Origin of the sequence: Ciceribacter sp. L1K22, assembly GCF_017599385.1 — a bacterium.
Taxonomy (GTDB): Bacteria; Pseudomonadota; Alphaproteobacteria; order Rhizobiales; family Rhizobiaceae; genus Allorhizobium.
Genome location: NZ_JAGFPK010000001.1, coordinates 193590 through 215896, shown reverse-complemented (window position 1 = coordinate 215896; position 22307 = coordinate 193590). Strand labels below are relative to the sequence as shown.

General features: G+C 58.2%; 16 protein-coding genes. 8 read left to right on the top strand and 8 right to left on the bottom strand.

What is annotated here, in order from left to right; genetic code table 11:
* Window positions 1–3 precede the first annotated feature (3 nt).
* The 7 genes from ahcY (at window position 4) to trxA (ending at window position 13556) form a co-directional block, all read left to right on the top strand.
* Window positions 4–1404 (top strand): adenosylhomocysteinase, encoded by a 1401-nt coding sequence (gene ahcY, locus J5J09_RS00935; RefSeq protein ID WP_208547853.1) that lies wholly within the window; start codon window positions 4–6, stop codon window positions 1402–1404.
* Between the two features lie 199 nt (window positions 1405–1603).
* Window positions 1604–4204, top strand: a complete 2601-nt coding sequence (locus tag J5J09_RS00930; RefSeq protein ID WP_208547852.1) for a PAS domain-containing sensor histidine kinase — start codon at window positions 1604–1606, stop codon at window positions 4202–4204.
* Complete coding sequence (tsaE, locus tag J5J09_RS00925; RefSeq protein ID WP_208547851.1) at window positions 4201–5727, top strand: tRNA (adenosine(37)-N6)-threonylcarbamoyltransferase complex ATPase subunit type 1 TsaE; 1527 nt, start codon at window positions 4201–4203, stop codon at window positions 5725–5727. Before J5J09_RS00930 ends, tsaE begins: the two co-directional genes overlap by 4 nt.
* Window positions 5728–5732: 5 nt before the next feature.
* Window positions 5733–6461, top strand: coding sequence for a nucleotidyltransferase family protein (locus J5J09_RS00920; RefSeq protein WP_208547850.1), 729 nt, complete (start codon window positions 5733–5735; stop codon window positions 6459–6461).
* Between the two features lie 28 nt (window positions 6462–6489).
* Complete coding sequence (gene addB / locus J5J09_RS00915; protein WP_246745762.1) at window positions 6490–9624, top strand: double-strand break repair protein AddB; 3135 nt, start codon at window positions 6490–6492, stop codon at window positions 9622–9624.
* Entirely contained in the window at window positions 9617–13159 is a 3543-nt protein-coding gene (addA, locus tag J5J09_RS00910; RefSeq protein ID WP_208547848.1) for a double-strand break repair helicase AddA, read from the top strand. Before addB ends, addA begins: the two co-directional genes overlap by 8 nt.
* A gap of 76 nt (window positions 13160–13235) precedes the next feature.
* Window positions 13236–13556, top strand: coding sequence for a thioredoxin (gene trxA, locus J5J09_RS00905; RefSeq protein WP_208547847.1), 321 nt, complete (start codon window positions 13236–13238; stop codon window positions 13554–13556).
* Window positions 13557–13608: 52 nt separating this feature from the next.
* Here the strand turns inward: trxA and J5J09_RS00900 are convergent, their stop codons facing one another.
* The 8 genes from J5J09_RS00900 to phaZ all read right to left on the bottom strand — a co-directional run bounded on the left by J5J09_RS00900 (window position 13609) and on the right by phaZ (window position 21456).
* On the bottom strand, window positions 13609–14952 hold the full coding sequence (locus J5J09_RS00900; RefSeq protein WP_208547846.1) for a folylpolyglutamate synthase/dihydrofolate synthase family protein: 1344 nt from the start codon (window positions 14950–14952) through the stop codon (window positions 13609–13611).
* 39 nt (window positions 14953–14991) lie between these two features.
* Window positions 14992–15900, bottom strand: a complete 909-nt coding sequence (gene accD / locus J5J09_RS00895; protein ID WP_208547845.1) for an acetyl-CoA carboxylase, carboxyltransferase subunit beta — start codon at window positions 15898–15900, stop codon at window positions 14992–14994.
* A 38-nt stretch (window positions 15901–15938) separates the two neighbouring features.
* The gene (gene trpA, locus J5J09_RS00890; RefSeq protein WP_102021214.1) at window positions 15939–16778 is read right to left on the bottom strand and encodes a tryptophan synthase subunit alpha; all 840 of its coding nucleotides are present in this window, start codon (window positions 16776–16778) and stop codon (window positions 15939–15941) included.
* Between the two features lie 2 nt (window positions 16779–16780).
* Window positions 16781–18001, bottom strand: coding sequence for a tryptophan synthase subunit beta (trpB, locus tag J5J09_RS00885; protein WP_208547844.1), 1221 nt, complete (start codon window positions 17999–18001; stop codon window positions 16781–16783).
* Complete coding sequence (locus J5J09_RS00880; protein WP_208547843.1) at window positions 17998–18672, bottom strand: phosphoribosylanthranilate isomerase; 675 nt, start codon at window positions 18670–18672, stop codon at window positions 17998–18000. Before J5J09_RS00880 ends, trpB begins: the two co-directional genes overlap by 4 nt.
* A 73-nt stretch (window positions 18673–18745) precedes the next feature.
* Window positions 18746–19504, bottom strand: a complete 759-nt coding sequence (locus J5J09_RS00875) for a SprT family zinc-dependent metalloprotease (protein WP_208547842.1) — start codon at window positions 19502–19504, stop codon at window positions 18746–18748.
* A 93-nt stretch (window positions 19505–19597) separates the two neighbouring features.
* Window positions 19598–20029, bottom strand: coding sequence for a DUF2852 domain-containing protein (locus J5J09_RS00870; RefSeq protein WP_208547841.1), 432 nt, complete (start codon window positions 20027–20029; stop codon window positions 19598–19600).
* 143 nt (window positions 20030–20172) lie between these two features.
* Window positions 20173–21456: a polyhydroxyalkanoate depolymerase gene (gene phaZ / locus J5J09_RS00865; RefSeq protein WP_208547840.1), complete on the bottom strand. Its 1284-nt coding sequence runs from the start codon at window positions 21454–21456 to the stop codon at window positions 20173–20175.
* 234 nt (window positions 21457–21690) lie between these two features.
* Between phaZ and J5J09_RS00860 the strand changes: the two genes are divergently transcribed.
* Window positions 21691–22272 carry a nitroreductase family protein gene (locus tag J5J09_RS00860; RefSeq protein WP_208547839.1) on the top strand — a complete coding sequence of 194 codons (582 nt, stop codon included), beginning with the start codon at window positions 21691–21693 and terminating at the stop codon, window positions 22270–22272.
* Window positions 22273–22307 lie beyond the last annotated feature (35 nt).

Genomic DNA, 22307 nt, shown 5'->3' with positions numbered 1-22307 from the left:
CAGATGAGCCATACAAGTGACTTCGTCGTAGCGGATATTTCGCTTGCCGATTTTGGCCGGAAGGAAATCGACATCGCCGAAACCGAAATGCCAGGACTGATGTCCTGCCGTGAGGAGTTTGGCGAGGCAAAACCGCTTTCAGGTGCCCGCATCACTGGCTCGCTCCACATGACGATCCAGACCGCGGTGCTCATTGAGACGCTCGTTGCGCTGGGCGCCGAAGTTCGGTGGGCGTCGTGCAATATCTTTTCGACGCAAGATCATGCAGCCGCTGCAATCGCGGCGTCCGGCATACCGGTGTTCGCTGTGAAGGGCGAGAGCCTGACCGACTATTGGGAATACACGGATCGCATCTTCCAATGGACCGACGGCGGTTTCAGCAACATGATCCTCGATGACGGCGGCGATGCAACCATGTACATCCTGCTTGGCGCACGCGCGGAGGCCGGAGAGGACGTTCTGTCGAGCCCTCATTCCGAGGAAGAAGAAATCCTGTTCGCCCAGATAAAGAAGCGGCTCGCGGCTTCGCCGGGTTGGTTCACCAAGCAGCGCGACGCCATCCGTGGCGTGACTGAGGAAACCACCACCGGCGTAAACAGGCTGTATCAGCTAAGCCAAAAGGGCCTGCTGCCCTTCCCGGCGATCAACGTCAACGACTCCGTTACGAAATCGAAGTTCGACAACAAGTACGGATGCAAGGAGTCTCTCGTCGACGGAATTCGGCGGGCAACCGATGTCATGATGGCCGGAAAGGTTGCGGTTGTCTGTGGCTACGGCGACGTCGGAAAGGGATCGGCCGCATCCCTTCGTGGAGCCGGTGCCCGAGTGAAGGTCACCGAGGTGGACCCGATCTGCGCACTGCAGGCGGCTATGGATGGTTTCGAGGTTGTCCAGCTGGAAGATGTCGTTTCGACTGCGGATATCTTCATCACCACGACCGGCAACAAGGACGTCATCCGCCTCGATCACATGCGGCAGATGAAGGACATGGCGATCGTTGGAAACATCGGCCACTTCGACAATGAGATTCAGGTTGCTGCCCTTCGCAATCTCAAGTGGACCAATATCAAGCCGCAGGTCGACATGGTGGAGTTTCCGCAGGGGAACCGCATGATTCTGTTGTCCGAGGGGCGCCTCCTGAACCTCGGTAACGCCACAGGACATCCGAGTTTTGTCATGTCGGCTTCGTTCACCAACCAGGTTCTTGCACAGCTCGAGCTCTTCACGAAGGGCGAGAAGTACGAGAACAAGGTTTATGTCCTGCCGAAACATCTGGACGAGAAGGTTGCCCGCCTGCATCTGGCAAAGCTCGGTGTGAAGCTCACGGAACTCTCGAGTGAGCAGGCAAGCTACATTGGCGTGACTCCCCAGGGTCCGTTCAAGTCCGACCACTATCGCTATTAATCGACGACATTATATACACAACATATTGTAGCCGCGCCCTTGACAAAGGCCGCGGCTTCTTTTTTGAGCCCAACCCTTCACTGGGATTCCCTTAGGCAGTAATGTTTTAGAACTTGATTCGCCGTTACGCGCACTGGCGCTCCGGTGAAGTTGGGATGTCTTGTCGAGATGCGGCTCATGGGACGGAGACAGACCGGGGATGTCGGTGAAGAAGAATACGAGGTCGGAATGGCGTGAGTCGCCATCCGGGCAGCAGACAAATTTTGCGCATCACGTTGCGTGCCTTGACGGTTCTTGCGGTATTTCTCTGCCGCAGAGTCGGAAATGGTCGCGATGGCGCCAACGGCTTACAGCGCTCCTCCTGGGCAGCAGCGCCTTGGGCGCTTCTTCCCCAGCCGCATTCGGCGGCGACGCGGCAATCCTGACGAAGACGGGCAATCTGTTCGGATCGGCGGAGATGGTCGGACTTTCGATTGTTCTCGGTCTTTTGTCCGCCAGCCTCTTTTCCGTTCTTTGGCTGATCAGGCAAAAAGCCGGAATCGAGGCAGAAACCGAGGAAGTCCGCGGCCTTCTCGCGGACGCCAATCAACGCCTGTCACGTTATGAGGCGCTGATAGCGGAAAAGAACAGGCGTATCGTGATCTGGGATGGCCGGACCGGCAAAGCCGAATTTGTGGGCCAGCTCCCCGCTGATAGCGGAGCTCCGCAAGGCGATACTGACTTCCTTGCATTTGGTCGCTGGCTCAATTCGGCTTCCGCGATGCAGTTGGAACATGCAATCGAGGCGCTGCGTTCGGAAGCCCAGACATTCGATCTTGTGATCGAAACCAACCGCAGCGAATTGCTTGAAGTTCAGGGCCGCCTGTCGGGAGGCAGAGCATTCACGAGCTTCGTGGCCTTGAACAATCTTCGCGCCGAGCTTGCGGAGCTCAAAATCGAACGTTCACGTCTACTGTCTTCGATCACGGCTTTCGAAACGCTTCTAAACTCAATCGATCAGCCGGCGTGGCGGCGTGATCCGGACGGACGTCTGATCTGGGTAAACCATGCCTATAGCGAGGCCGTGGAAGCGCAAAGCCCACAGCAGGTAATTGCGTCGCAGCAAGAACTTTTGGGCACGATCGACCGCGCCACTGTCAGGGCACAAACCGGGATAGATTCACCATTCCATGGAACCATATCGGCAGTGGTGCGTGGACGACGCGCGTTCCTCGACATCGTCGATACGAAGACGCCAGATGGCGGCTGCGGTCTCGCCATCGACATCAGCCAGAACGAGGCTCTTCGGGAGGAACTTCAGAGAACGCTGAAGAGCCATGCGGATACGTTGGACCACCTGGCAACACCCGTGGCAATATTCGATGCACAGCGGCGACTGCAGTTCTACAACCAGGCGTTTGCCCGCCTTTGGGCTCTGGATATGCCCTTCCTGGAAGGAAAACCGGAGAACGGCGAACTTCTTGACCGACTGCGAACTGACAAGAAGCTGCCGGAGCAACTGAACTGGAAAAACTGGAAAGAACAGGCGCTGGCAGTCTACCGATCCATTGAGACGAGGACCGATCTCTGGCATCTGCCAAATGGCCAAACCTTGCGCGTCATCACGGCAGCGCACCCACAGGGCGGTGCGACCTGGGTCTTCGAAAATCTGACCGAACAGGTCGATCTCGAAACGAAATACAACACTCTCTTGCGTGTTCAGGGCGAAACCATCGATCATCTTTCGGAAGGCGTGGCTGTTTTCGGTCCAGATGGACGTCTGCGTCTATCCAATCCTGCTTTCCGCGCCTTGTGGGGTATTAGCGAGGCCGTGGCCAAACCGGATACCCATATTCAAACTATCGAAGCGGCGTGCGCGAACTCTTACGACAAGCCCGACGGCTGGAAGACCTTCGGACGCATGATCACGAGCTTCGAGGACGAAAGACCCTCCCTCCAAGGTACGCTCGAACTGCATTCTGGTCTCATACTCGACTACGCTGTCATCCCGCTGCCGAACGCTCAGACGATGCTGACATTTGTCAACATGACGGACAGCGCTAGGGCGGAGCGCGCATTGCTGGAAAAGAACGAGGCCTTGCGAAAGGCGGACGAACTCAAGAACGATTTCGTCCAACACATGTCCTACGAACTGCGCTCACCGTTGACGAATATCATAGGCTTCACGGACCTTTTGAAAACGCCGTCCGTCGGGCCGCTGAACGAGCGACAGGCCGAATACATAGATCATATATCGACGTCATCGTCGGTGCTCCTGACGATCGTCAATGACATTCTTGACCTCGCAACTGTCGATGCGGGCATCATGCGCCTGAACCACGAGGAGATCGATCTCGATGACCTCCTTGATGATGTCGCGATGCAAATGACCGATCGTCTTCAGGAAGCGAACGTGACGCTGGAGATTTCGGCACCGCCAAGCCTGGGCACGATTACAGCCGATCAGCAGCGGTTGAAGCAAATACTCATCAAGCTCCTGACCAATGCAGTGAACTTTGCACCGGCTTCGACGGCCGTTGAATTGAAATGCTGGCGCGAAGGCTCAGATTTTCTATTCGCAGTCAAGGATCGGGGATGCGGTATAGCGCCGGACATGTTGCACAACATCTTCGACCGTTTTTCATCCAACGGTAAGGGCGGCAGGCGAAGCGGTGCCGGTCTGGGTCTCTCTATCGTCGAAAGTTTTGTAAGCCTTCACAACGGCAAGGTATCGATTGCCAGCGATCCTGGACTTGGAACTACTGTAACCTGCCGTATCCCATCATCCAGCCAACCCCGGTCAGTCGCTGCTGCGGAATGATCCAGAACTCACCTTCCCGCTTCAATCTCTTCCTTCCTGACGAATCCGCGACCATCGCGTTCGGGGAGGATTTGGCGCTCTTGGTAAAGCCGGGTGATTGCATTGCGCTCTCAGGCGATCTAGGCGCGGGAAAGTCCACGCTCGCTCGCGCCCTCATTCGCGCGGTGGGGGATGATCCGATGCTCGATGTACCGAGCCCCACATTCACTCTGGTCCAGTCTTATGACGTCAGAATTCCTCTATACCATCTCGATCTTTATCGGCTGACACACGTCTCCGAACTGGACGAACTTGGTCTCGATGAGGCTTTGGAAGATGGTGTCGTGTTGGTTGAATGGCCGGATCGCGCCGCGGGCGCTCTGCCGGCAACAACATTATGGATGGAGTTGACCCATCAGGCTGAAGGGCGCCGCCTCGACATTAGCGGTCCGTCCCAGAAACTTGATCGGCTAATCCGGCTCCGGGCAATCCGCTCATTTCTAGATGAGCACGGCTTCAGGGGAGTAAAGCGTCGGTTCCTCGTTGGAGACGCATCGACGAGGGCCTATGAACGCCTCCATATGCCCGACTCGAAGACACTGGTGTTGATGGATTCTCCCCGCCAGCCGGACGGTCCGCCCATACGCGATGGAAAGCCCTATTCGCAACTCGTTCATCTTGCTGAGGATGTTCGTCCGTTTGTCGCCATCGACCGGTTGTTGCGGGACAAAGGCTTTGCCGCGCCCGAGATCCATGCCGCTGATCTGGACCAAGGGATTCTCGTGATCGAGGATTTTGGAAGCGGCTCCATCCTTGACGATCAAGGGTTGCCGGTTCCGGAGCGGTACGAAGCTGCGGTCGAGTGTCTGGCTTGGCTACACTCAAACACCTTTCCCGCAGAGATCCCACTTGATGACGGGCGCACGCATCATATCCCGAACTACGACCGGTCCGCGATGAAGATCGAGGCGGAGCTGATTCTGGATTGGCACATTCCATGGAAGCGCGGAGGCGAGGTCGCTTCTCCGCAGGAGCGTGCAAACTTCGTGGCGATATGGGACCATCTGATCGACGAGTTGGGGACCTGCGAAAAAACGGTGGTCCTGCGCGACTTCCATTCTCCCAATATCATCTGGCGAGAGGCACAGCACGGTCACGCACGCGTTGGGCTGATCGACTTTCAGGACGCCATGATTGGTCCCAGCAGCTATGACCTGGTTTCGATTGTCCAGGATGCCCGCGTGACGGTGAGAAGACCGCTGATGGACATGCTGATGGCACGGTATTTCACCCTGAGGCGCGAACATGGATCATTTGACGAGGAATCGTTCGTCAAATCGTGGCACATCATGTCGGCTCAGCGAGCCTGCAAGCTCAACGGACTCTGGGTCAGGCTGCTTCAGCGGGACCGGAAACCGGACTACATGCGCCATATGTCGCGCACCCTCTGGCACCTGGCAGTTGCCCTGGAGCATCCCATAATGTCGCCCTTGCGCGAGTGGTGCATAAAGGCTGGAATTGAAGTAGCCGAATCAGAGCCTTGACTGACATGAAAATCACCGAAGCGATGGTGCTGGCCGCTGGGCTTGGCACGCGCATGCGTCCTCTCACGGACACGACGCCTAAACCGCTCATACAGGTTGCTGGAAAGCCGTTGATCGACTACGCACTGGATCTGCTCGCCGAGGCGGGTGTGGAACGAGCAGTCGTCAACGTCCATCATCATGCGGATGCGATGATGGCGCACTTATCCACCTACTCCCGCCTGCAAGTATTAGTATCGGATGAGCGGCAAGGCCTGCTGAACTCGGGCGGCGGTCTGGTCAAGGGACTCCAGCAGCTCGCAGATGCGCCCGTATTCGTGATGAATGCCGATCTTTTCTGGATCGGCGAAACGTCATCGTCCTCCAATCTTCACCGGCTTGCGGAATTTTTCGATCCTGGCAGCATGGACATGGCGCTCCTTTGCGTGCCACCCGAACGGACAACGGGGCACAATGAAAAGCGCGATTTTTCAATGGCACCGACGGGCAAGCTTACCCGATATGTCGATGGCGACGAACATCCGGTTGTGTACGCGGGAGCGCTGGTTCTTGATCCAGCGCTTTTTTCCGATGCTCCATCCGAAGCATTCAATCTCAACCTCTATTTTGACAAGGCGATCTCTGCGGGTCGTCTGTATGGGATAGAGCTCTCCGGTCACTGGATCACCGTCGGCACGCCTGAGGCAATTGTAGCTGCAGAACACACGATGCGCGAACACGAGGAGGACCGATGACATGACGCGCGGGCGAGCGGGACAGATCATGACCATCGCCCCGGGTGTGCCTTTCCTCCGGGAGCTGGCGAGTGGCTTGCTCAACGGCCGGCTTATCCGAGGCTTTCGGCATGATCCGACCGATCCGCTGGCTCTCGCCAAGATAACGATTTATCTGCCCACCCGTCGCGCAGCCCGCGAATTGCGGTCGGAGTTTGTCGATCTCATGGGTGGTCAGACCGCCATACTGCCGATCATAAAGCCGCTCGGCGAAACGGAAGAAGATCTTGGTTACTTCGATGTGGACGCGCCTGATATTCTCGATTTCTACCCACCGATCAGTAATACGGCGCGCCTCATCGAACTCGGACGGCTGATTCTCGCCTGGCGGAACCAGCTGCCCGAAATCGTCCGCAGTCTTCATTCTGATACCCCGCTCGTGGCGCCCGCAAGCCCCGCGGACGCGGTGTGGCTCGCGAGGGCGCTCGCCGAACTGATCGATGCGATCGAGACGGAAGAAACCGACTGGAATCTCCTGGAGACCATCGAGGCCGGCAACTTTGCCGGATGGTGGCAGCTGACGCTGGAGTTCCTCAAGATAGCGAGAACGTTCTGGCCCGATCGACTGAACGAACTGAACCGCTCTTCCCCCGTGCGACATCGCAACGCCCAACTCCGGGGTGAAGCCGCACGGCTACTTGCGCTCGATAGCCGAGACCCCGTCATTATTGCAGGATCCACGGGCTCCATTCCCGCAGCAGCTGAGTTGATTGCGGCAGCAGCATCGATACCGGAAGGTATCGTGGTCTTGCCGGGTCTTGATCAGACGATGCCCGACGCTCATTGGTCACTCGTTGGAGCTCAACTCGGGGACATGAGTATTCCTGATCCTGCCTCGCGCAGTCATCCACAGTACGGATTGTCCCAATTGCTGAAACAGTTGGGAGTTCATCGAAATGATGTCACCGCACTTGGACGGCCGGACGACGACCTGGCGGATCGGGCAGAGATCATTTCGCGTGCGTTAACGCCGGCCGGCGCCACCGACAGTTGGATGGAATGGCGGTCCAGCTTCGATCCGGGGCGGATCTCGAATGCCTTTAAGGATGTCAGCCTGATCGAAGCCGCTAACGAGCGGGAAGAGGCGGCTGCCATCGCCACCGCGCTCCGTCTGGCGCTGGAGGATGTCGGCGCCGCCGGCGAAAGCCGGGTGGCGCTTGTCACTCCCGATCGGAACCTTGCCAAGCGGGTTGTCGCAGAACTGGCGCGCTATCACATTGCCGCCGATGACACCGCCGGCACACCGCTCACAGGAAGCAGGCAGGGGACGATCCTTGGTCTGCTGCTCGACGCGTGCTTGCAGCCCGGCAATCCGACGACGATCGCCGGATTGTTAAAACATCCGCTCGCACGTTTCGGCTGCAACGAACACGACATCGTGACATCGGCCGAGATGCTGGAGCTGTTGGCGCTGCGAGGCGGGACAAAAAACGCGAACATAAAAGACGTGCGGAGCCTTCTTGAAGATCAACTGAAGGCACAGTCGCAGGAGAGGCATCCACCCCTTTGGAGAAAGAACCTCGGCGAAGAAGCGGTGGCCGGGGCCGCCACTCTTGCCACGCTGATGGACCACGCACTCGCCTATCTTAAGAATGCCGCAGACCGTCGACTACCGCTCTCCGAGTGGGCAGTCCTTACCGGTCAGGCCTTGGAAGCCGTGTGCATTGATGATCGAGGCGACCTATCCAGCTTATGGGGTGACGAGGCGGGCGAGAAGCTGGCGAACCTGCTCGAGCAGATCATCGAAACGGACGGACAGCTGGAAGCCACCGGTCTCGAGTGGATCGATCTCGTCGAAGCTTTTAGTGCGGGCGAGGCCGTGAAGCCAAGAGCCATGCGGCACCCTCGGGTCTTTATCTTCGGTACCCTCGAGGCCCGCCTCCAGAATGTCGACACGATGGTTCTGGGAGGTCTGAATGAAGGCTCTTGGCCAACGCAGACGACGAACAATCCCTTTCTGTCGCGGACGATGAAGACAGACATCGGTCTTCAGCCACCCGAGCGGCGGACCGGCCAGCTGGCGCACGACTTCGAAATGGCGTGCGGCACCAGGAGGCTGATTTTTTCGCGCTCCTTGCGCCAAGGGAACACACCCACCGTCGCCTCCCGCTGGTTGCAGCGACTGCTTGCACTTGCCGGTGACGGTCTTGCTGAAGAACTCCAGCTACGTGGTGATCGGTACAGACAGTTCGTTGCGATGCTCGATGAAGGCGAAGCCCAGCCTGCGGCGCGACGTCCCGAGCCAAGGCCCGATGCGGCCTTGCAGCCACGCCAGTACTCCTTCAGCGAGGTGGCACGACTGCGGCGTGATCCTTATTCGATTTATGCGAGACGTATCCTCAGACTTGAACCGATCGCCCCCTTCAGCTGCGAACCGGGACCTGCTGAACGAGGCACACTCTACCATAAGATAGTGGAACGGCTTGTGCGCGAGGCGATGCTCTCACGAAATGAGGTGGAGCGATCCGAGGTCGAGCGAATCATTAACGAGTGCTTCGCGGCCGCGAAGCTTCCGCCGCATATAGATGTTGTCTGGCGTCACCGCTTCTGGGGCATTGCCGATCCATTTTTGCAATGGGAGCAAAATCGGCAGGGATCATATAGCCAGTCGTTTACAGAGGTTCCCGCAGGCTTTGAACTAGAGGGTGCTGGTATCCGTCTGACGGGCGTTGCCGACAGAATCGATATTCGGATCGACGGTCTTGCGGATATAATCGATTACAAGACTGGCTCCAGCCCCAGCGTGGCTCAGGCAAGAAGCCTTCTCGATCCGCAGCTGCCTCTCGAGGCAGCCGCGCTTCAGGCCGGTGCCTTTAAAAACGTCGGCATCCGCAAACCGAACGATCTACTGTATGTGCGTCTTCGTCCGGGTGCGCGTTTTGGGGCTGAGGCAGTGAACAATGAGCAGAGCGGCAAGGGCGACAAAGTAAAGTCCGCGTCAGACCTGGGATCGGACGCCGCATCACAGCTAAACCGCTTTGTCGCGCTTCTGTTTAGCGGCGAGCGCGGCTTTGTGTCCCGTCTCATACCTTTCCAGCAAGGCGATCTCGGCGGAGACTACGATCATCTTGCGCGCGTGGCGGAATGGTCGACCGCCGAAGCCGACGAGGTCGGCGATGAGTGATGTTACAATGATGCCGGAGGGACTGAATCCGGCGGACTGGACAACAGCGCAGCAAGCCCTCGCCTCCGATCCCCGACGATCCGCATGGGTGTCAGCGAACGCCGGATCTGGCAAGACGCATGTGCTAACGCAACGAGTCATCAGACTGCTGCTGTCTGGGGCAAGGCCCTCTTCCGTTCTTTGCCTGACCTACACGAAAGCAGCCGCATCTGAGATGTCCAATCGCGTCTTTGCACGGCTGGCCGAGTGGGCGAGACTGGATGATCAACAACTCGCCCTGCGGATCGAGAAAATCGAGGGACAGTCTCCGAACCAAGCCAAGCTACGCGACGCTCGACAACTCTTCGCCAAGGCTCTCGAAACTCCAGGCGGTCTCAAGATTCAGACCATCCACGCATTCTGCGAGGCGCTGCTGCACCAGTTTCCGCTTGAGGCCAATGTGGCGGGCCATTTTACCGTCCTGGAGGATAGGGCGGCCTCAACGCTTCTTGATGATGTCAAGCGTTCGCTTCTGACGCTCGCCTCTGCGAGGCAGAATCCGGAACTCGTGCGCGCCTTCGAGCACGTTCTTTCCTTGGCTGACGAACACGGCCTTGAAGCTCTTCTTGCTGATATTGTCAGCAATCGGCAGTCATTGCGGGATTTCCTTTCCGCGGCGGAGCGCGGAGACGGTTTCAACCAAGTGCTCCGTGGTCGCCTCGGCTTGAAGGAGACCGAGACGGTTCGGTCGGCCGCTGAGGCTGTTTGGCCATTGGCCGGCCTCTCAGGCGAAAATCTTGCGGTTTATCTTGAGCTTGCCGACAAAATCGGCGGAGCCAATGCTCAAGCAGTCGCCTCCGAATTGCGTGCGGCGACTGGCGAAACAGATCCTATGCTGAAACTTGCCCGGCTAGAGAACGCACTTCTGACAAAGCTTGGGGCGCCGAAAAGTGTGAAAACAGTTGCTACGGCGGAAATGCAGCGGCAGGTGATCGATGTCGGCGACTGGTTCACCAAGGCGCAAGAACACTTGTTGCAGTGCCGCGAGCGAGTACGACTTGTACAGACATACGAAGCAACTTCGGCGGCTCTGGTCCTCGCTCAATTCCTGATTGGCGATTATGAGTATCGGAAGAAGGTCCGGGGTCAGTTGGACTTCGAAGATCTGATTGCGCGAACAGCGGAGCTCCTGACCAAAAGCGACGCCGCCCCCTGGGTTCACTATAAGCTGGATCAGGGTATTGACCATATCCTCGTCGACGAGGCTCAGGATACCAGTCCCGTACAATGGTCGGTAATACGATCGCTTCGTGACGATTTCTTTTCGGGCGAGAGCGCTCGTCCGGGCTTGCGTACCTTCTTCGCTGTGGGCGATGAGAAGCAGTCGATCTACTCGTTCCAGGGCGCTAGACCCGAACGTTTTTCAGAGGAAAGCCGCGCTACGGAAAGAGACGTCAGCCAGGGGGGCCTGGATTTCAGTGCCGTACGCCTTCCGCTTTCCTTCCGGTCAACCGGAGCGGTTCTTTCAGCGGTCGACCAGGTCTTCCGTTTCCAGGACAACGCTCGTGGCTTGAGCGGGTCGTCCGAAGCGATCGTTCATGTCTCGAACCGTATCGGTCACCCCGGCCGCGTCGAAGTTTGGGACATGATCGCTGCGGACGCGACGCAGAAAAGCGATGATTGGACTGCTCCCTTCGATTCGACCCCTGAGAACGCTCCTCCGGCGATCGTCGCGCGGCGTATCGCCGAAACAATGGAGCAGATGATCAGGCAGGGCAAAATCGTCGACGATGGCGTCGAACGCGCCATCCGCGCAGGAGACATTCTCGTGCTTGTTCGGAAACGTGACAGCTTTGTGGGAGCACTTACGCGGGAGCTGAAGCGTCGCGGCAATATCCCCGTGGCAGGCGCGGATCGATTAAAGCTGACGACACACATAGCCATTCAAGATCTTCTTGCGCTTGGCCGTTTCGTATTGCTGCCGTCCGACGATCTGTCTCTTGCTTCGCTCCTGAAAAGCCCACTTTTCAATCTCACCGAAACGGAGCTTTATGAAGCAGCCGCGTTCCGTCCGGAAGGATATTCCCTTTGGCAGAGAATCCTGACGTTGGCTGAAACGGATGCAGACAGCGTCTGGCACGGGGTCACATCAGAGCTGCTGCAACTGGTCGAGCTTTCGCGACGGTCGTCCGTCCATGGCTTCTACGCCCATGTGCTTGGCGCCTTTGGGGGCAGACGCAAATTTCTGGGTCGATTAGGATCAGAAGCAGCGGACGTTCTCGACGAATTCACCAACCTCACTCTAGATCACGAGAGCGGAGGCATGCCAGGCCTCCAGGCATTTGTTGCCGCGCTCGAAACCGAAGCGCCGGAAATCAAGCGAGAGCAGGACTCCTCCCGTGACGAGGTACGGATTATGACCGTCCATGCCTCGAAGGGTCTGGAAGCCCCGGTTGTCTTCCTTGTCGATGGTGGGGGTCGACCCTTCAATAGCAACCATCTGCCGCGGTTCCGGTTTGCGACAACAGAGCACGGCAAGACAGTGCCAATCTGGGTGCCGACGAAAAACCTGGAGACATGCGTCTCGCAGTTCGATCGTGACCGGATTCGCCAGCTGGCCGAAGATGAGTACAGGCGCCTTCTTTATGTGGGCATGACCCGAGCAGCCGATCGCCTCGTCATCTGCGGATACTGCGGTAAGCAGAGGCCGAGCGACATATGGCACGACATGGTGAGTACCGCGTTGCGTGCAGAGTCGAGGTTTTGTCGGGAGGAACGTTTCACCACAGCTGGGGACCAGTGGGACGGCATCGTCTGGGAGCTGCCTGAACAGGCTGCTCGAATTGAAGGACACGAACCTCCACCTGCCAGATTGCAACAATATGAACTCCCGCCCGCCTTGCTCACGCCATTGCCACCTCCGAGCCAACTTCCGCGTCCCCTGAGCCCTTCGGGCGTCGGCTTTTTTGTTGAGGATGCGCCTAGTGACGCTATCATCGGATCAAGGCTCTTCGCGCCGAAGCAGGAGAGCGACAGAGCCTTGCAAAAAGGACGCCTGGTTCATCGACTGCTGCAGGTTTTACCAGACGTGTCGGAACAAGATCGGATGGCCGCGGCGGAGCGTTACATTTCGCGCGCGGCGCGGTTCTGGACAACAGTGCAACGCCTGCAACTGTTTCAGCAGATAGCCCAACTTATCCAGCACCCCGATATGAGGAAGATAATGTCGTCCTACGGACAGGCAGAGGTATCCATCATGGGAACTCTGATGATCGCTGGTGAAGACCGGGCGGTGAGTGGACGAATCGACAGGCTTGCCGTGGTCGAGGGACGGGTCATCCTGATCGACTACAAGACGAACCGTATTCCACCACGCGATCTTTCTCACGTCCCCTTCACTCATAGAGCTCAGCTGGCGATATATCGGGAACTTCTGAAACCCATCTACCCAGGCCATTTAATTGACGGCTTGCTGATATACACCGAAGAGGCGAAGCTGCTTGAGCTTCCACCTGAGTTGCTGGACAGCACGCTTGCCGAGCTCAACACACTGTGAAATACAGGCCCCATTGAAAAGGCGGGCCAACGTTCTCACATGTCTGTCAGATACTTCGACCGCGAAAGGAGCAATCATGGCTACGGTTAAAGTCGACAACGCAAATTTCCAGGCGGAGGTTCTTGAATCTGCTGAGCCTGTCATCGTGGATTTCTGGGCTGAATGGTGCGGCCCCTGCAAGATGATCGGACCGAGCCTGGAAGAAATCTCGCAGGAGATGGCTGGAAAGGTCAAGATCGCCAAGTTGAATATCGATGAAAACCCCGAGCTCGCCGCCAAATTCGGCGTTCGGTCTATTCCGACTCTTGCGATGTTCAAGGGTGGCGAGGTTGCCGACATCAAGGTCGGAGCGGCCCCCAAAACAGCTTTGTCAAGCTGGATCGCTGGAGCAGTTTAAGCTCACTGCTAGCATAAGTCGATGAATGTGAAGCCCGGTACGCCGGGCTTCTTCAATTCGGGGGAGTGCCGTTGTCTGCAAGGGCATTACCTGCCAGATACAACGACCCACCGATCATGACGCGGGGGGCGGCAACATCCTTCTCCTGTCGCTCCGTTACGGCGTGCAGAGCGTCCAGGATGCTCGACACGGGCTCCGCCACCAGCCCAGCATCCATAGCAGCATCCGCCAGGACAACTGGGTCAAGGGCATTATCCGTTCCCCTGATGGGAACGGTGTAAACGTGAGACGCGATACCTGCAAAGGCTTGGAAATAGCCGGTCGGGTCCTTGGTGTTGAGCATTCCGATGATGAGAACAAGTGGGCGCGATGTGCGTTCCTCGAAACTCGCCATTGCCTCGGCTATCACCTCTCCGGCGCCGGGATTGTGGCCGCCGTCGACCCATAACTCACAGCCGTCTGGAGCTGCTGCATAGAGCGCTCCCTCTGTCAGAAGCTGAAGTCGTCCCGGCCATTCAACCGTCGTCATAGCCTTGGCGACAATGTCTTCGGTCAATACGACGCCTGCCGCCTTCACCGCACGGATGGCCGCTGCTGCGTTTGCGTACTGATGACGACCGGGAAGCCGCGGCAACGGAAGATCGGAGAGACCGAACTCATCCTGATAGATCAATCGGCCGAACTCCTCGTGACCGAAGTAATCCTGTCCATAGACACTCATGGGACAGGACAGTCGCTCAGCGGTCGTCATAAGAACCTCCAGCGCGGCGTCAAACTCCTGATGACCAATCACGACTGGACAGCCGCGCTTCATTATCCCCGCCTTCTCCGCGGCGATCAGTTCCACGCGATCACCGAGATAGGCTTGATGGTCGAGAGATATGGGCATGACGATTGAAACAGCGGGTTGTTCGATGACGTTAGTGCAGTCAAAGCGGCCCCCCATGCCCACTTCCATAATCACAACATCAGCAGGTTCCTCGGAGAAGAGCAGGAATGCGACAGCTGTCAGAATTTCGAATACGGTAATTTGCTGGCCCGCATTGGCTTCAGCCACGCGCCGAACAGCATCGGCAAACTTTGCGTCCTCCACAAAGCGTCCGGGTTCGCCTTTTCGACCAATGCGATATCGCTCGTGCCATCGGACAAGATGCGGTGAGGTATGAACGTGCACGCTCATGCCGCCGGCTTCCAACAGTGCACGGCAAAAAGCCGACACAGAGCCTTTCCCGTTTGTTCCGGCCACATGGATGACGGGAGGCAAACGCTTTTGGGGATTTCCCAGCGTTTCAAGAAGACGGGTGATGCGCGTCAACGAGAGATCATAGCCCTTTGGGTGCAAGCCCATGAGCCTTTCGATCTCCAGCTCTGCCTCACTGATGGCGGGCTTGGTCATTTCTATGATCTCGTCGACAGCTGTTCGGTGCGGCGCGGATTAAGCAGGTGAGACGGCAATGGCCTCAGGCGCGGGCAGCTTCTTTCGAGTGTCTGGCTGCGGCTTTTTCAGCATCATTCGCAGGACGCGAGCCAGCGTGTCAGGAATGTCATGACGCTTGACCACCATATCGACCATGCCGTGCTCCAACAGGTATTCCGAAGTCTGGAAGCCCTCGGGCAGCTTTTCGCGGATGGTCTGCTCGATGACGCGCTTGCCGGCAAAGCATATCTCGGCGCCCGGTTCCGCGATGTGGAGATCGCCCAACATGGCATAGGACGCCGTGACGCCGCCCGTGGTCGGGTTGGTCAGGACCACGATATAGGGCTGGCCGGCTTCCTTCAGCATGTCGACGGCCACCGTCGTGCGCGGCAGCTGCATCAGCGAGAGGATGCCCTCCTGCATGCGAGCGCCACCCGAAGCCGGGAACATGACCAACGGGCACTTTTCCTTGATGGCGCGTTCGAACGCCTTCACGATCGCTTCGCCGGCGGCGATGCCGAGCGAACCGCCCATGAAATTGAATTCGTGAACGACGGCCACGAGCTTCAGGCCCTGCACCGTGCCGACTCCGGCAACGATCGTGTCTTCCTGATCCGTCTTCACGCGGCTGTCGCGAAGGCGATCGGTGTATTTCTTGGAATCGCGGAACTTCAGCGGATCCTGCGCCACTTTCGGCTGTGGCAGGGCTTCGTATGCTCCATCGTCAAAGAGATCCGTCAGGCGCGCCTTGGCCGGCATCTTCATGTGATAGCCGGAAGCCGGGATCACCCACTTATTCTCTTCCAGGTCCTTGTGGAAGACCATCTCGCCCGTTTCCGGGCACTTGATCCAGAGGTTTTCCGGAACTTCGCGGCGGCCCAGCATGGAATTGATTCGCGGGCGCACATAGTTGGTGATCCAGTTCACGCGGCGTACTCCTGATGTTTAAAGCCCATATGGGGTGCTTATTCGGCAGCAGCAAGGCGGGCAGAACGCACGCCGCTTGCCAGTCCGCGCACCAGCGTGGCGACGGCCTGAACCGTATCCGCCGTCGCTTTTCCATCGGCTGTGAGGTTGGTGGCAACCTGATTGACGATCGCAGTACCGACCACGACACCATCGGCATTGGCACCGATGAGGCGCGCATGTTCGGCGGTCTTGACGCCAAATCCGACGCAGATCGGCAGGTCCGTGTGCGCCTTGATGCGCTGGACGGCGCCGGCAACACGCGAAGGATCGGGCAGCGACGAGCCGGTGATGCCGTTCATCGAGACATAATAGACGAAGCCCGAGGTATTTTTCAGAACGGTCGGAAGACGCTTGTCGTCGGTGGTCGGGGTCGCTAGACGGATGAAGTTGATATCGCGGCTGCGGGCCGGGATGCAGAGTTCGTCATCCATTTCCGGCGGGAGGTCGACGACGATCAGGCCGTCGATGCCGGCGGCGAGTGCGTCGTCAAGGAAACGCTCGACGCCATAGACGTAGATCGGGTTGTAGTACCCCATCATGACGATCGGCGTTTCGTTGTCGGTCTTGCGGAATTCGCGGGCCAGATCGAGCGTGCGCACGAGGGTCTGGCCGGCCTTCAAAGCCCGCTGGCCGGCAAGCTGGATTGCCGGGCCATCGGCCATCGGATCCGAGAAGGGCATGCCGAGTTCAATGACGTCGGCGCCGGCTTCCGGGAGGGCCTTCATGATCGCAAGCGACGTGTCGTAGTCCGGATCGCCACCCATGAAATAGGTGACGAGAGCCGGGCGGCCTTCTGCCTTCAGGGCAGCAAAACGTTGGTCCATACGCGCAGTCATGATCAGAGCCCCATACCGAGAATCTTGCCGACAGTGAAGATGTCCTTGTCGCCGCGGCCGCAGAGGTTCATCACGATGATCTGGTCCTTGTCCATGCGAGGCGCGCGCTTAACGACTTCGGCAAGGGCGTGGCTCGGCTCCAGCGCCGGGATGATGCCTTCGGTGCGTGTCAGCAGCTGGAAGGCGGCAAGCGCTTCGTCGTCCTTGATCGGGACATATTCGACGCGGCCCATGTCCTTGAGCCAGGAGTGCTCCGGACCGATACCGGGATAGTCGAGACCAGCGGAGATCGAGTGACCTTCCTTGATCTGGCCGTCGCCGTCCTGGAGCAGGTAGGTGCGGTTGCCATGCAAGACGCCCGGCGTGCCCGCGGTCAGCGAAGCGCAATGTTCCTCGCCTTCGAGACCCTTGCCACCGGCTTCGACGCCGACGATGCGCACGCTTTCGTCATCCAGGAAGGGATGGAAGAGGCCGATTGCGTTCGAGCCACCGCCGACGGCAGCAACCAGCATGTCCGGCAGGCGGCCTTCGGCTGCCAGCATCTGTTCGCGCGTTTCGCGGCCGATGACCGACTGGAACTCACGGACCATTTCCGGATAGGGGTGCGGGCCGGCAGCGGTGCCGATCATGTAATAGGTGTCATCGACATTGGTGACCCAGTCACGCAGCGCCTCGTTCATGGCATCCTTCAGCGTGCCATGGCCAGCCGTGACCGGCTTCACTTCGGCACCGAGGAGCTTCATGCGGAAGACGTTCGGCGCCTGACGCTCGACATCGGTCGCACCCATGTAAACGACGCAGGGAATGCCGAAGCGGGCTGCGACCGTGGCCGAGGCAACGCCGTGCTGGCCGGCGCCGGTTTCGGCGATGATGCGGGTCTTGCCCATGCGCTTGGCGAGCAGAATCTGGCCGAGGCAGTTGTTGATCTTGTGCGAGCCGGTGTGGTTGAGCTCGTCACGCTTGAAGTAGATCTTCGCGCCACCGAGTTCTTCCGTCAGGCGCTCAGCGAAATAGAGCGGGCTCGGACGACCGGTGTAATGGGTATTGAGATGCGCCAACTCGGCCTGGAATTCCGGATCCGTCCTTGCCTTTTCCCACTCCGCCTGCAGGTCGAGGATCAGCGGCATCAGCGTCTCGGCAACGAAGCGGCCACCGAAAATACCGAAACGGCCGTCTTCGTCGGGACCTTCACGGAAGGAATTGGGCTTGGGTGACTGGTTCACTTGACACTCCCTGAAACCGGCTGTGCGCGACTTGCTTCGGCAACAGCCGCAAAAAACTCGTCCATCATCTGCAGATCCTTGACGCCCGGGGCAGATTCCACTCCGGATGAGATATCGATCGCCCGCGCCCCGGTCTCTCGCAGGGCTTCTGCGATGTTGGCCTTGTTGAGGCCTCCGGAAAGCATGTAATCGACGCTGTCGTCAAGCGACCGGAGGAGACGCCAATCGAAGGTGACGCCGTTCCCGCCCGGCAGGTCCGATCCGACCGGCGGCTTGGCATCGAAGAGAAAACGATCGGCAATCCCGATATAGGGCTCGATCCGCTTCAGGTCATCGGCATCGCGGATGGAAAATGCCTTCATGATCGGCAGTCCGGTGACCGCCTTGACTGTCAAAAGGCGTTCCGGGCTCTCATGACCATGGAACTGCAGGATATCCGGGCGCATCAAGGCGATGATTTCGTCGAGATCGTCATTGTCGGCATCCACCGTCACCGCAACGCTTTTCACCCGGCCGCGAACGCGGTCGGCGAGTGTACCTGCAATGTCTGGCTCGATGTTACGTGGGCTTTTCGCGAAGAAGATGAAGCCGATATGGCTCGCGCCGCGGTCAGCCGCACGATCGACCGCCTCCGGCGTCTTCAGTCCGCAGATCTTGATATCGGGTCTCATGGCAGCGAAGTCGCACGAAATCAAAAAAGAGTCGAGCCAATTTGCGACAAAGGCTGAAAGGTCTCAGGGTTGCTCAGTCGAAGTCGATGGCATGCAGCGCCGAACCGTGGCGCTTCAGCCAGGCCTTGGCCTCATCCATCTGAGGGCAGAGCTTGCCGCAGAGTGCCCAGAAGGCTGGGCCATGGTTCATCTCGCGCAGATGGGCGACTTCATGGGCTGCGAGATAATCGATGACGAGCGGTGGTGCCATCACAATGCGCCAGGAAAAGCTCAGCTTGCCGTCCCAGGAACAGGATCCCCAGCGGCTGCGGGTGTCCTTCAAGGTCATGCTCTTGACCGGCTTCCCGACCGTCTTGGCATGAAGCGCCACAAGTTGCTCCAGATCGCGGCGCGCTTCTTTCTTCAGGAAGTCGGCAACGCGCCGGGGCAGATGATCCTCAAGCCCGCTGACGCTCAGAACGTGGCCGACCTCGCTGTCGATCGACTGGGTCAGTCCACGAAGCTGTCCGGTATGGACGATGCGATGCGGAATGCCCCGGACGAGAATCTCACCGCCATCCTCGATGCTTCCTGCAGTCTTCTGGCGTTTAAGCTTGGTGCTAAGCCAGCCTTGGTGACGATCGAGGAAATCATCGATGTCGCGTTCTCGAAGGCCCGGTGGAATGGTCATCTTCAGCGCGCGGCCGCCCGGTTCGATCCTGAGCGTGATCCGGGTCGCGCGGCTGTTCTTGCGGATGGTGAGCGGGATGGACCGGCCGTCAACGGCGATCGCACGCTCCAGCTGGATCGCCGGTGCTCTCTGCGGTGTCAGCTTTTTCAGCAGGGGGAACATGATTCGTGTTCTAGCCGATTCTGGGTCTTGTACAGCAACAAAAAAGGTCGGCGCGATGGCGCCGACCTCGTTCTTTCAGAGCTATGTGCCGGATCAGTTGCCGGTGAAGCCTTGGGTCGGACCGGACTGGTCCGCGGTCTTCACCTGCTGACGATCGCGCATGAAGCGATCGAACTCTTCCTGGTCCTTGGCCCGACGCAGTTCGCGGGCATAAGTGTCGAATTCGGCGCGCATCTCGTCCAAACGGCGACGCTCTTCGTCCAGGCGCTCAAGCTCGGCTTTACGCCAGTCGTCGAAGGCGACGTTGCCGGTCGAGCCAGAGGCGGAGTAGCTGTTTGTGCGGCACCACGCGAAAGCCGTATCGGCCTTTCGATTGGCTTCGCGCTTGAAGTTCTGAAACTTCTCGCCAAACAGGATATAGGCGAGCATGGCCAGACCGAGCGGCCAGAAGACCATGAAGCCGACCACCATCAGGGCGACGGTTGCCGGAGTCCAATCCGGCCGAAGCAGTGCTGACTGGTTCATCATCGATAACCTCGTTCTCGCGGGCGGCGGAATGCCGTCCGATGGTTTCGATGTGGGAAATGCGCAGGCGGGCTTCAAGAAAGAAGCGGACCCAATCGGAGAACCGACTGAATCCGCTTCTTAAATTCAGATTGTCAAAAGTATCAGAGGGCCTTGCCGCCCTTGATGACGCGCTTGACCGGTGTCTGCGCCTTGACATTCTTGGTGTGCGTCTTGGCAAACTGGATGATCCGCGGAGCGATCTCACGACGGAAGCGGGAACCGTTGAAGACCCCGTAATGACCGACGTCCGGCTGCATGTAGTGCATACGCATGTGGTCGGGAATGTTGGTGCAGATCGTCTGCGCCGCCTTGGTCTGGCCGACGCCGGAAATGTCGTCGTTTTCCCCTTCGACCGTCAGAAGTGCGACGTTGCGGATGGCCGTGGTGTCGACGCGCTTCGTGCGGTGCATCATCTCGCCCTTCGGCTGGGCATGCTTGATGAAGACGGTGTCGACCGTCTGCAGGTAGAACTCCGCCGTCAGATCCATGACGGCCAGATATTCGTCGTAGAAATCGCGATGCTTCTCGGCCGAGTCCCCGTCGTTCTTGACGAGGTGCATGTAGAAGTCCTTGTGCGCGATCATGTGACGATCGAGGTTCATCGACATGAAGCCGGAAAGCTGCAGGAAGCCCGGATAGACTTGGCGCATGAAACCGGGCTGTGGCCACGGCACCTGCATGATGACGTTGTCGCGGAACCATTCAAGCGGCTTGTCCTGCGCCAACTGGTTCACGGCGGTCGGATTGATTCGGGTATCGATCGGTCCGCCCATCAGCGTCATCGATGACGGCGCGCAGGTGTCATCATCTCCTTCCATCACGGCAACGGCCGCCAGAACCGGAACCGAAGGTTGGCAGACGGCAACCACATGGGTATCTGGACCCAGGTGATGCAGCATCTCGATGACGTAATCGATGTAATCATCGAGATCAAAATCGCCTTCCGTGACCGGCACCATTCGTGCGTCGATCCAATCGGTGACGTAGACGTCTGCGTTTTGCATCAGCGTTTCGACAGTGCCGCGAAGCAAAGTGGCATAATGACCCGACATAGGCGCAACGACGAGGATACGCGGGCCCTTGTCCGCACCGGGCGTCAGATGTCGCTTGAAATGGATCAGGTCGCAGAAGGGCTTGCGCCATACAATTTCTTCCTCCACCGCGACCCTCTCGCCAGCGACAGTGGTCGTGGGAAGCCCAAAAGCGGGTTTACCGTACCGGCGTGTCACACGTTCGAAGACTTCAAACCCGGCTGAAAGAGAGCGCCCAACGACGGTATGTGACCATGGGTTCAAGGGGTTTTTCCAGGCGAGATTCATAGCATCCGCTGTTGCCCGGACGGGCGCCATGAACGCATGATTCATCTCGTACAATTGGTAGAACATTGGCCACCCCTTCCCGTTCGGGAACGATCATTGGTTACATGCATCAAACGCTATCAGAGTTCGCTTGATGTGTAACGCTTTTGTTGCACCCGCGAAAACGCTCTCTTGCTCGCGTGGTTCCATGCGCTAAATCATAGATCTTCGAACTTAAATTTTCTTCTCCAAAGGCTGGTTTAGGAAGTTTGAATCACAGGAGCGTTCGCGATAAGCGCGCGAATGCCAAGAGGATCGGACATGACATCATCGAACGGCAGAATCTCGGAGTTTCCGATCGATTCCATATTTCTAGACAGGTGGTCGCCTCGGTCTTTCACTGGAGAGCAAATCGACCATCACACGTTGCTGACAATTATCGAGGCTGCCCGCTGGGCTCCCTCGGCATCAAACCGTCAACCATGGCGAATTATCTATTTCTTGCGTCAAGACCACGAATTCGAGACGGCGCTTGAACTTCTTGATGAAGGAAACAAAGCGTGGGCTAGAAATGCTTCCGCTCTGATTTTCGTAATTTCCGACACGTTGAGCAGACGACCGGACGGTTCAACAAGGCCGCTTCGCAGCCACAGTTTTGACGCGGGAGCGGCCTGGATGGCTATCGCTTTGCAGTCATTGAAATGTGGGCTGGCCGCCCACGCAATGGGTGGTGTCAATTTTGTGCGTGCGGCTGAGGTGTTGCGTGTTCCGCAAGATCACCACGTAGAGGTAGCAGTCGCAATCGGCAAGATACGCGAAGGCATCCCAAGTGGGGATGAAACGCCGAATGGTCGGCGGCCGCTCAGCGAAATCGCCTTTAGGCACGTATTGATGGTCGACTAGTGTTTCACGTGAATCAAACCTCGCCTGATTCACGT

What these genes read in the sequence shown, in the direction of transcription:
- ahcY (WP_208547853.1), top strand. Translation starts at nt 4, where the DNA reads ATGAGCCATACAAGTGACTTCGTCGTAGCGGATATTTCGCTTGCCGAT.
- J5J09_RS00930 (WP_208547852.1), top strand. Translation starts at nt 1,604, where the DNA reads ATGTCGGTGAAGAAGAATACGAGGTCGGAATGGCGTGAGTCGCCATCC.
- tsaE (WP_208547851.1), top strand. Translation starts at nt 4,201, where the DNA reads ATGATCCAGAACTCACCTTCCCGCTTCAATCTCTTCCTTCCTGACGAA.
- J5J09_RS00920 (WP_208547850.1), top strand. Translation starts at nt 5,733, where the DNA reads ATGAAAATCACCGAAGCGATGGTGCTGGCCGCTGGGCTTGGCACGCGC.
- addB (WP_246745762.1), top strand. Translation starts at nt 6,490, where the DNA reads ATGACCATCGCCCCGGGTGTGCCTTTCCTCCGGGAGCTGGCGAGTGGC.
- addA (WP_208547848.1), top strand. Translation starts at nt 9,617, where the DNA reads ATGAGTGATGTTACAATGATGCCGGAGGGACTGAATCCGGCGGACTGG.
- trxA (WP_208547847.1), top strand. Translation starts at nt 13,236, where the DNA reads ATGGCTACGGTTAAAGTCGACAACGCAAATTTCCAGGCGGAGGTTCTT.
- J5J09_RS00900 (WP_208547846.1), bottom strand. Translation starts at nt 14,952, where the DNA reads ATGACCAAGCCCGCCATCAGTGAGGCAGAGCTGGAGATCGAAAGGCTC.
- trpA (WP_102021214.1), bottom strand. Translation starts at nt 16,778, where the DNA reads ATGACTGCGCGTATGGACCAACGTTTTGCTGCCCTGAAGGCAGAAGGC.
- J5J09_RS00880 (WP_208547843.1), bottom strand. Translation starts at nt 18,672, where the DNA reads ATGAGACCCGATATCAAGATCTGCGGACTGAAGACGCCGGAGGCGGTC.
- J5J09_RS00875 (WP_208547842.1), bottom strand. Translation starts at nt 19,504, where the DNA reads ATGTTCCCCCTGCTGAAAAAGCTGACACCGCAGAGAGCACCGGCGATC.
- J5J09_RS00870 (WP_208547841.1), bottom strand. Translation starts at nt 20,029, where the DNA reads ATGAACCAGTCAGCACTGCTTCGGCCGGATTGGACTCCGGCAACCGTC.
- phaZ (WP_208547840.1), bottom strand. Translation starts at nt 21,456, where the DNA reads ATGTTCTACCAATTGTACGAGATGAATCATGCGTTCATGGCGCCCGTC.
- J5J09_RS00860 (WP_208547839.1), top strand. Translation starts at nt 21,691, where the DNA reads ATGACATCATCGAACGGCAGAATCTCGGAGTTTCCGATCGATTCCATA.